This is a genomic window from Phenylobacterium sp. CCH9-H3, from assembly GCF_001557235.1.
Lineage (GTDB): Bacteria > Pseudomonadota > Alphaproteobacteria > Caulobacterales > Caulobacteraceae > Phenylobacterium.
The window spans coordinates 1-4,124 of the sequence record NZ_LSJI01000019.1; the positions used below are offsets into that span (position 1 = coordinate 1).

The following is a 4,124-nucleotide window of genomic DNA, read 5'->3' on the forward strand; positions in this document are numbered from 1 at the left end:
CCTTCGAACAGCATGCCCGCCTCCCGGCCCGCCATAGCTGCGGCCACAGTATCAGCCACCTCCTCCACCGTGAGGCCGAAGCGCGCGATGGCCGCCCGGTCGAACTGAACGTCGAGGGTCGGCGCCCCACTGACCTGCTCGACCTTCACGTCGGCCGCGCCTGGGGTGGACGACAAAGCCGCAGCGATCCGGGTCCCCGTCGCCGTCATCTTTTCGAGGTCGTCGCCATAGATCTTCACGGCCACGTCGCCGCGAACCCCGCCGATCAGCTCGTTGAAGCGAAGCTCGATGGGCTGGCTGAGCTCATACCCTTGGCCGATGAGGGCGCCGGTCTTCGCCTCGATCCGGGCGATGACGTCCTCCTTGGTCTTCACGCCCTTCGGCCAGTCCTTCTGCGGCTTCAGCAGCACGAAGCCGTCGGAAATGTTGGGCGGCATGGGGTCGGTGGCGACCTCGGCCGTGCCGGTCTTGGAGAACATCAGCTCAACCTCGGGCAGGCTGGTGATGGCGCGTTCGACGCCGCGCTGCATGCGCAGCGACTGTTCCAGCGAGGTGGAGGGAATGCGCTGCGAGGCGACCGCGACGTTCTTCTCGTCGAGCTGTGGGATGAATTCCTGGCCCAGCAGGGTGAACACGAATCCGGCGAGGGCGAAGACCCCCACCGCCGCGCCGATGAACGGCCAGGGCCGGGCCACGGCGCGATGCAGCAGCGGGATGTAGTGCTGGTTCACCTTGCGGATGAGCCAGACCTCCTTCTCCGCGACCTTGCCGCGGATCAGCAGCGCCACCATGGCCGGCACGAAGGTCAGCGACAGGATGAAGGCCGCCGCCAGCGCCAGCATCAGGGTGATGGCCATGGGTGAGAAGGTCTTGCCCTCCACGCCCTGGAAGGTGAGCAGCGGCGCGAACACCAGGAAGATGATCGCCTGGCCGTAGACGGTCGGGCGGATCATCTCCTGGGACGCCAGCATAGTCTCCTCGAGCCGCTCGCGCAGGTCCAGCAGGCGGCCCTCGTGGTGCTGGCGTTCGGCCAGCCGGCGCAGGCAGTTTTCGATGATGATCACCGCCCCATCGACGATCAGGCCGAAGTCCAGGGCGCCCAGGCTCATCAGGTTTCCGGAGACGCCGAGGGTGTTCATGCCGATCGCCGTCATCAGGAACGAGATCGGGATGATCAGGACCGCGATCAGGGCGGCCCGGACGTTGCCCAGCAGGAAGAAGAGCGCGATCGCCACCAGCACGGCGCCTTCGAAGAGGTTGCGCTGCACCGTGGCGATCGTCGCGTTCACCAGCTTCGAGCGGTCCAGGGTCGGCTTCACGGCCACGCCCACCGGCAGGGACTTCTCGAGGGTCTCCAGCTTCTCGCCGACGGCCTTGGCGACGGTTCGGCTGTTCTCGCCGATCAGCATCAGCGCGGTGCCGACCACGACCTCGTGGCCGTTCATGCTGGCCGCGCCCGTGCGGAGCTCGCCGCCGATGCGGACCGTGGCCACGTCCTTGACCATCACCGGCACGCCGCCGCGCGTCGCGATCGCGGCATTGGCGATCTCGTTCGCCGAGCGGATTCGCGCGTCGGCGCGGACCAGGTAGGCCTCGCCGGCGCGCTCGTGGAAGTTTGCGCCCACCGAGAGGTTGGCCGCCTCGAGCGCCTTCGCCAGGTCGGAAAAGGACACGCCGTAAGCGTTCAGCTTCACCGGGTCCGGCTCGACGAGGTACTGCTTCTCGAAGCCTCCGATGGAGTCGACGCCGGCCACACCCGGGACGGTGCGGAGCTGCGGACTGATGATCCAGTCCTGGACGGTGCGCAGATAGGCCGCGCGTGAGACCTCGTCGGTGAGCCGCTCGCCCTCCGGCGTCAGGTAGCTGCCGTCCGACTGCCAGCCGGGCTGGCCGTCGCGCACCTTGGCGCCCTTCCCGCCCGGGTTGGTGAAGTCGACCGTGTACATGAAGACTTCGCCGAGCCCGGTGGTCACCGGGCCGATCTGCGGCTGCAGGCCTTCCGGCAGGTTCTCCCGGGCCTGGGAGATCCGTTCGCTGACCTGCTGCCGCGCGAAGTAGAGGTCGACGTTCTCCTTGAAGACCGCCGTGACCTGGGAGAAGCCGTTGCGCGAGACCGAGCGCGTGCTCTCCAGGCCGGGGATGCCGGCCAGCGCCGTCTCGATCGGGAAGGTCACCCGCTTCTCGATGTCGGCCGGCGAAAGGCCGGGATCGACGGTGTTGACCTGCACCTGCTTGTTGGTGATGTCCGGCACCGCGTCGATCGGCAGCCGGGTGAGCTGCCACATGCCGATGGCCGAGACGATGGCGATGAAGAACACGACCGCCCAGCGCGCCCGGACGGAAAGGGCCATGAGACCGGCGATCATTGGGATGACTCCGAGGCTTTGTGCACGCCCGGCGCGTAGGCCACCGCGAGGCGGTCAACTTGGGCGCGCGGGACGCCGAGCTTGGCTTGGTAGGCCACCGAAGCAGCGCCGGGCCGCGTCGACAGCCGGCCGGACCACCGGGCCGTGCGGCGGACGAGGACCTCGCCGTCGCGGCCGTAGGCTGCGATGTGGAGGTGTCCGGAAACCGGACCACGCCAGAGCGGGTCCGCGCGGACCATGCCGCGCACGACCGCCTCGTCCGGGCCCGCGCGCAGATAGGCGCTCAGGATTCGGACATGGCCACCGCTGGCCAGGTCGACGGCGGTGGCGTCATCCGACGTTGACGCCGTGGCGCAGCCGCCGGCGGCCACGGCAAGCGCGGCGGCGAGCGCGTATGCGACTGACCTAATGCTCATCGCCCTCGCCCTTCCCGAGCTCGGCCTTCAGCAGGAAGGCGTTGCGCGCCGCAATCACCTGGCCGGCGGTGAGGCCGCTGACGATCTCGGCGCGTCCGGCGCTACGCTGGCCGACCGTGACCGGGCGCGCCTGGAAGCCCTTGGCGGTGCGCACGAAGACCACGTCGCGGCCCTCGACGCTCTGGATCGCCTCGTCCGGCACGACAATCGCCTTGGAGGCGCTGGCGCGCTGCGGGACGATCCGCGCCCGAACCGTTTGGCCCGGCTGCAAGCCGAGGGCCGGCAGGTCCAGCACGGCGGTCGCCGTGCGGGTCTCCGCGTCGAGCGACGGCGTGATCGACCGCACGCGCCCCTCGATCGCGCGGCCGTCCGCCAGTTCGACCACCGCCCGATCGCCGGGCGAGACCCGCGGGGCGTCCGCGCCGCTGATCGCGGCGCGAACCTCGATCCGCTGCGGGTCGGCGATCCGGAACAGTTCGGTCTCCGACTGTACGAAGGCGCCCAGGCTGGCGGGCGCCGCCGTGATGCGCCCGGCGATGGGGCTGGAGACCACCACACCGCGGCCGTCGGAGGTCACGTTGGCGGCGCCGGAGGCCACCTGGGCGCGGCGGGCCTCGGCGTTGGCCGCGGCGGCCTCGGCCTGCGCCTGCTCGTAGTCCTGGCGGGCCGACACGCGCTGCTCGAACAGGCGCTTCTCCCGGGCCAGCTGCTTCTGGGCGAGGCTCGCCCGCGCCGCGGCCACCGAACGGTCCGCGGCGATCTGAGCGGCCTCCCGGCTCTCGACGATCGCCAGGGGTTCGCCCGCCCGCACGGGATCGCCGAGGCGCTTGTAGATGCGGGTGACCGCGCCGGCGGCCCGCGCCGTCAGCACCGCCTGGCCGTTGGGGGCGGCCTCCACCGTCGCCTGGGCCAGCACCTCGTTGGCGAAGCCGCCCACGGAGACCGGCTGCACGAGGATCCCGGCGCCCTTGACCTGGTCCGCCGTCATCTCCACGGCGCCTTCCTCGCCCTCGTGATGCTCTTCGGCTTCCGGTGTGGCCGTTGCCGGCGTGTCGCCGGCCAGCTTGGCGATGCCGAAGCCGCCCAGGCCGGCGAGCAGGATCGCGGCGGCCACGCCGCCGTACAGTCGGGTTTTGTCTTGTCTCACCGGGGATCTCCGAAAGGCGTGGCGCCGGCCAGACGCGCGAGGCCCGCCTGGGCGCTCAGGCGTTCGACGGCGGCGTTGATGGTCTGGGCGCGCGCCTCGGCGAGCGCGCGCTGGGCGTTGAGCAGTTCCACAAGGTCGAGCTTGCCGCCCTCGTAGCCGAGGCGGGTGAGCCGGTAGGCTTCCTCGGCCGTGCGC

At 70.6% G+C, this 4,124-nt stretch carries 4 protein-coding genes; all 4 read right to left on the reverse strand.

All coding sequences use genetic code 11. The features are described 5' to 3' along the window. Window positions 1–2,366 (reverse strand): efflux RND transporter permease subunit (locus AX721_RS01110; RefSeq protein ID WP_156466943.1); only part of this gene is annotated, 2,366 nt, incomplete at its 3' end. After that, a complete protein-coding gene (locus AX721_RS01115) occupies window positions 2,363–2,782 on the reverse strand; it encodes a hypothetical protein (protein ID WP_156466944.1) in 420 nt (139 codons plus the stop codon). The genes AX721_RS01110 and AX721_RS01115, both read right to left, overlap by 4 nt. After that, window positions 2,772–3,929 carry an efflux RND transporter periplasmic adaptor subunit gene (locus AX721_RS01120; RefSeq protein WP_068874086.1) on the reverse strand — a complete coding sequence of 386 codons (1,158 nt, stop codon included), beginning with the start codon at window positions 3,927–3,929 and terminating at the stop codon, window positions 2,772–2,774. Before AX721_RS01120 ends, AX721_RS01115 begins: the two co-directional genes overlap by 11 nt. Further along, window positions 3,926–4,124: TolC family protein (locus AX721_RS01125; RefSeq protein WP_197422428.1), on the reverse strand; the 199-nt coding region annotated here is incomplete at its 5' end. The genes AX721_RS01125 and AX721_RS01120, both read right to left, overlap by 4 nt.